Origin of the sequence: Streptomyces ipomoeae 91-03 (assembly GCF_000317595.1) — a bacterium.
Taxonomy (GTDB): Bacteria; Actinomycetota; Actinomycetes; order Streptomycetales; family Streptomycetaceae; genus Streptomyces; species Streptomyces ipomoeae.
Window position 1 is genome coordinate 1 of record NZ_AEJC01000421.1, and the last position, 4,847, is coordinate 4,847.

Below are 4,847 nucleotides of genomic sequence, written 5' to 3' on the forward strand. Positions count from 1 at the left end.
CCGAAGCCGTAGGCGAAGTACAGCCGGGAGACCGAGAGGGTGACGTCGCTCTGGGTGATGCGGAGGAGTCGGCGGCCGATGAGGTCGTGGTACGTCTTGGGGTCGCCGTGGACGTGCACGACGCCTTTGGGGCGGCCGGTGGTGCCGGAGGTGTACTGGATGTAGAGGGGGGTGTGGGCGTCCACCGGGTGGGCGTCGGTCTTGGGTGCGGCTGTGGCGCTCAGAGCCATCAGCTGGTCGGCACCCAGGCGCTCCGCTCGGGGTGGCGTGGAAGCAGCGCCGGGTGTGTGTGGCTGGTCGCTCCCCCACTCTCGACCGCGGTTGTCGCGGGCCGGGATGTGATGGTCCAGGCCCGGCCCGGTCACCCAGAGGACCGCCTCTGTGTCCTCTGACATGAACTGGAGTTCGGGTGGGGTCAGTTCCGGGTTGACCAGGACCGCTACCGCACCCAAGCGGGCTGTGGCCAGGAAAGCCGTCACCCAGGCAACCGAGTCCGGCAGGGCGAGCATCACCCGGTCGCCGGGGCGTACCCCGTGGTCGGCGAGGACCGTGGCCGCTCGGGACGCCAAGGCGTGGATCTCGCCGTGGGTGTGGGCCCGGTGGCCCTGGTGGAAGGCCGGGCGGTCGGTCCAGCCTCGGCGTTCGGCGAGGGCGGCCAGGTGGGCGGCCAGGTTGCCGGGGGCGTTCGCGTCGGCCGGTCGGGGTGCCTTGGCTCCGCGTTGGGTGGGGATGCTCGCGGCGGCCTTGAGCAGGGTGGGGTGGGGTGTCGTCGTCATCGGGTGGTCTCCTCGGTGACGGCCGGGGCCGAGGCGTGTTCCCGGTGGGCTCGCATGAGGGCGGCGGTCTTGAGGAGCATCTCGTCGTACTCGGCGGCCGGGTCGGAGTCGAGGACGATCGCGCCGCCCGCGCCCAGATGCATCCGGCCTTCCTGGAACACGCCGGTGCGGATGACGATGTTGAGGTCCGCGCCGCCGCTGCATCCGAGGTAGCCGAGCGCTCCCGAGTACACGCCCCGGGCCTCGGTCTCCAGCGCGTCGATGATCTCCATCGTGCGGAGCTTGGGCGCCCCGGTCATCGAGCCGCCCGGGAAGCAGGCCCGGACGCAGTCCACGGCGTCGATGCCCTCGCGCAGCCTGCCCTCGACGGTGGAGACGAGTTGGTGCACGGTGGCGTAGGTCTCGGTGGCCATGAGGCGGGAGACACGTACGGTGCCGGTCTGCGAGACACGGCCGAGGTCGTTGCGGAGCAGGTCGACGATCATCAGGTTCTCGGCGCGGGTCTTGGCGTCCGCGGCCAGTTCGCCCCGCAGTCGCTCGTCCTCCTCCGGGGTCGCGCCGCGCGGTGCGGTGCCCTTGATGGGCTTGGCCTCGGCGACACCGTCGCGGGTGATCCGCAGGAAGCGCTCGGGGGACGATCCCGCCACATCGAGGTCGCCGAACTTCAGATAGGCGGCGTACGGGGCGGGGTTGGTGCGGCGCAGCACCCGGTAGAAGTCGTACGGGGCGTACGGCGCGGGTAAGCGTGCCGCGTTGGTGAGACAGACCTCGTAGCTGGTGCCGGCGTTCAGTTCGGCCTTGCAGGCCTCGATGTCGGCGAGGTACGTGGCGCGGTCGCGGACGAGCCAGGGCTCGGCGGCGCGCGGGTACGGCTCGCCGGAGCGTGGGGGCGTCCCGATCCGGGAGGCCGCAAAGGTCAGCTGGGCGAGTGCGGTGTCGAGCCAGTCGCCGGCCTCGCGGGAGGCGGCCGGGGTGTCCTCGGCGAGGCAGACGGCGTACGTGTAGCCCTCTTCGTGGTCGACGGCGATGAGCCGGTCCGCGAACAGCCAGCAGGCGTCCGGGGTTTCGGCGGAGTGCCGGTTCGGTGAGCCGGTGTCGGCCTTGAGTTCGTAGCCGAAGTAGCCGACGTAGCCGCCGGTGAAGTCGAAGGGGAGACCCGTGGCGTCCACCCTGCGGCCCGCCAGCTGCCGCTTGAGATAGTCGAAGACGCCGGCCCTGACCTTGCGGACGGGCCGCCCCGCGCGCTCGATCTCGCAGACGCCGCTGTCGACGTCGTAGCGGACGAACTCGGCGAGCGGACCGCTGTCGTCACCGAAGAAGGAGAACCGTGACAGGCCCTGCTCGACCCGGGAGCTGTCCAGCCAGAACGCGCGCGGCGAGTCGGCGTACATACGGGTGAAGGCGGCCTCGGTGTCGACCGCGCCGGCGATACGGCGGGTGTGCAGCCGGTAGGCGGGGCCAGGAGCACGCCGGGGGCGGGGGATCATGCCGGTGAGCGGGGCGCTGACCGTGGTCTTCTTCGTACGGGGGCTGCCGGCCCGTTCCGCTGTGAGGTTGCGGAAGTTGACCAGCAGACGGTGGCCGTGGTCGGTGAGGACGGACTCGGGGTGGAACTGCACGCCCCACAGCGGCCGGGTGCGGTGGCGCAGGCCCATCAGGACGCCGTCCTCCGACCAGGCGGTGGCCTCCAGGGTCGGCGGCAGCGGCTCGCGCACGGACAGCGAGTGGTAGCGCACCACCGTGAAGTTCTGCGGCAGGCCGTGGAACAGGTCACGGCCGTCGTGCCGGACCGTGGACAGATGCCCGTGCCGGGGCCACGGCGCGGGCTCGACGTCGGCCCGCTCCCCCACCGCGATGCCCTGATGCCCCAGGCAGACCCCCAGGACGGGGATCGTCGCCTCGGCGATCACCCGGGCGGCGATACCGAAGTCACGCGGTTCGGCGGGGTGGCCGGGTCCCGGCGACACCACCACGTTGTCGAATGCGCGCAGCTCCGGAATGGCGTCCGCCGGGGCGTCATTGAGAACCACCACCGGTTCCTCGCCGTTCACCTCGGCGATCAGCTGGAACAGGTTGTAGGTGTACGAGTCGTAATTGTCGATGAGCAGGGTCTTCATCCGGCCCACCCCCCTCTGATCATTGCCGGACCTAGGCAGTCCGACGTTTGTGCCGACCGCGCAGCGCCTGCAGCGGCGGATACAGCCATTTCTTGAGAAATCGCTGGAGCCTCGGCATGAGAATCCACGTGACGATCGCCGTCACGCACAGACACAGTAAAAGCGTACGGAAGAAAGGATTGAGGTCATTGAGATAAGGAAGTATGGCCAGGTTGAAGAGGAGCACGGGCGGAAACACCGCGCTCATATTCACCAGCCACAGTTTCCATTTCGGAGGCGGTCGCGGGGCGGACGGCGCGGGCTCCCGGGTGGTCTGGGAGTCGAACCAGGCCCTGGAGCCCACCACTCTGCGGCGGCCGGTCTCCTGCGCCAGCACATCGGCGCGGGCTGCCCACTGGGCCCATTCCAGGGAGTTCTCCCAGGTCCGGGCCGAATCGTCGCTGCCGAAGCGGTAGACCACATGCCATTCCGCCTCTCTGTCGACGAGTACGCCTCCCCCCAGAAAACCCGGCTGCTGCGCGGTCGAACGCAGCGCGGCCCACCCCCAGGAGTGGAAGTCGGCCTCGCGCCCCGGCACCACGCGATACGCGATGGTGACAGTAACGGGATTCCTGCTCACGCCGTCGAATACGTAAAGGGCTGGCACCCCGTTCAAATCTTCATCGAACATTTTCAAGGTGTCCGGATCGTGGGACTATGACGGAATTCGGTCGCCTTGGATCCTTGGGCGCACCATCGCCGTCCCCATCGCCATCCGGCTCCGGGCAAGAGCCCCGAAAACAAAGCGACGAACTGGGCGAATGGGTTCACCAATCATTTCGAGCCGCAGCGGAACGCGCTGGTGAGGGTGAGGTCGGGGTCAGGCGCGGGTCTCGGCTCAGCGGTACCCCGTCGTGTCCGCCGGCTTGCCCGCGTCCTGGACCTCGACGAGGTAGCGCCAGGCGTCCGGGCGGCTGCCGTCGAGGTCGGTGAAGCCGTACACCTGGGCGAGGGCACCGCTGGAGAGGGAGTCGCCGTTGAAGCGGCCGACCTCGGGGTCGGCGGCGAGGGCGGCCACGGCGCGGCCGACGTAGCGCGGGGTCTCGGAGATGGCGAAGTGGGGGACGCGGTCGAGGGCGTCGCGCCAGTTCTCCTCGGTGACGCCGTAGTGGTCGAGCATCATCTCCGAGCGCAGCCAGCCGGGGGTGAGGGCGACGGCGGTGGCGCCGCGTGGGCCGAGTTCGTGGCCGAGGGCGAACGCCATGCGCAGGACGGAGGCCTTGGCGAGGTCGTAAAAGAAGGAGCTCCGGTAGTTCTCGCGGTTGAAGTCGTCCGTGCCGTCGGTCATCTCGACCACGAGGCCGCCGGGGTTGCGCAGGAGCAGGGGCAGCGCGTGGTGGCTGGTGATCGCGTGTGTCTCGACGGCCAGCCGCAGCAGCCGCAGACCGTTGTCCAGGTCGTGCTCCCAGACCGGGCTGTCCCATTCGAAGAGCTTCTCGCCGCCCCAGATGTCGTTGACCAGGACGTCGAGGTGGTCCTGCTCGTCGGAGATACGGTCCACCAGGGCCCGGACCTGTGACGGTTCCAGGTGGTCCGTGGGTACGGCGATGCCGTGGCCGCCCGCCTCGGTCACCAGGTCGGCGGTGTCCTCCAGCGTCTCCGGGCGGTCGTACTCCGAGCGGCGCGTGCGGGTGGTGCGGCCGGTCACGTAGACCGTGGCGCCGGCCGCGCCCAGTTCCACGGCGATCCCCCGGCCCGCGCCGCGTGAGGCTCCCGCGACGAGTGCGACCTTGCCGTCCAGTGGTTTCGTCATGTCCGATCTCCCCTGCGTGTGGCTGCGCTGTCGGTGGACACCGGGTGTGGTCCGGCTCCGCCGACAGCAGAGTGCCGTGGAAGCCGGACATCTTCTGTCGTCTTTTCCCCGCGGGTCGTCCTGGGCTGCTCGCGCCGTTCCCCGAGCCCCTGACGGGGTGCG

Annotated in this window: 4 protein-coding genes; all 4 read right to left on the reverse strand. The window is 69.9% G+C overall.

Features of this window, described 5'->3' with window-relative positions:
• The coding region (locus STRIP9103_RS28235) for an AMP-binding protein (protein WP_158696917.1) at positions 1–776 on the reverse strand (776 nt) is incomplete at its 3' end.
• Positions 773–2,893: an aminodeoxychorismate synthase component I gene (gene pabB / locus STRIP9103_RS28240; RefSeq protein ID WP_048821127.1), complete on the reverse strand. Its 2,121-nt coding sequence runs from the start codon at positions 2,891–2,893 to the stop codon at positions 773–775. The genes pabB and STRIP9103_RS28235, both read right to left, overlap by 4 nt.
• A gap of 31 nt (positions 2,894–2,924) precedes the next feature.
• Entirely contained in the window at positions 2,925–3,563 is a 639-nt protein-coding gene (locus tag STRIP9103_RS50150) for an antibiotic biosynthesis monooxygenase (RefSeq protein ID WP_048821125.1), read from the reverse strand.
• A gap of 207 nt (positions 3,564–3,770) precedes the next feature.
• Positions 3,771–4,685 (reverse strand): SDR family oxidoreductase, encoded by a 915-nt coding sequence (locus STRIP9103_RS28250; RefSeq protein WP_009325627.1) that lies wholly within the window; start codon positions 4,683–4,685, stop codon positions 3,771–3,773.
• Positions 4,686–4,847: the final 162 nt, after the last annotated feature.